This is a genomic window from Winogradskyella psychrotolerans RS-3, assembly GCF_000427335.1.
Taxonomy (GTDB): Bacteria; Bacteroidota; Bacteroidia; order Flavobacteriales; family Flavobacteriaceae; genus Winogradskyella; species Winogradskyella psychrotolerans.
Genome location: NZ_ATMR01000105.1, coordinates 1 through 528, shown reverse-complemented (window position 1 = coordinate 528; position 528 = coordinate 1). Strand labels below are relative to the sequence as shown.

Genomic DNA, 528 nt, shown 5'->3' with positions numbered 1-528 from the left:
GAAAGCCTGCATTTTTGAAAAAGCCCAATTGTTTAAGAACATTTGACATTTTTGTCCTTTTTCAACAAGCTCGTTTTCTCCTACTATACCTAGATCGGCAATACCATCGGCAACATATCCTGGAATGTCATCATCTCTTAGAAATAAAAATTCTATAGGGAAATTGGTTGAAGAAGATTTTAATTTACCTGTGCCGTTATGAAATTTAATGCCACACTCTTTGATGAGTTTGAGAGAATCGTCACTTAAACGCCCACTTTTTTGAACGGCAATCCTGATAATGTTTTCCATGGAATAATGTATACAATAAATACTTAGAATATATTTAGTTTGATTTGTTTCCCCCGGGGTAGGAGATTAGATAGAGGGGAAACCTCCATTTAGGAGCAATGATGACCTGCATGATGCTTATGTGCATTTGCCGGGTATAAAAATATTAAGGTAAAGCGTAAACTTCCTGTATTCATCATAGTAATGCAAATTTAGTCAGCTATTGCAAACTTGCAAAAAAAATGATGTTTACTGTGA

The 528-nt window shown here is 34.8% G+C and carries 1 protein-coding gene; it reads right to left on the bottom strand.

The annotated features are described in order from the left end of the window. Positions 1-291: ATP phosphoribosyltransferase (locus ADIWIN_RS11170; RefSeq protein WP_040757086.1), on the bottom strand; the 291-nt coding region annotated here is incomplete at its 3' end. Positions 292-528: the final 237 nt, after the last annotated feature.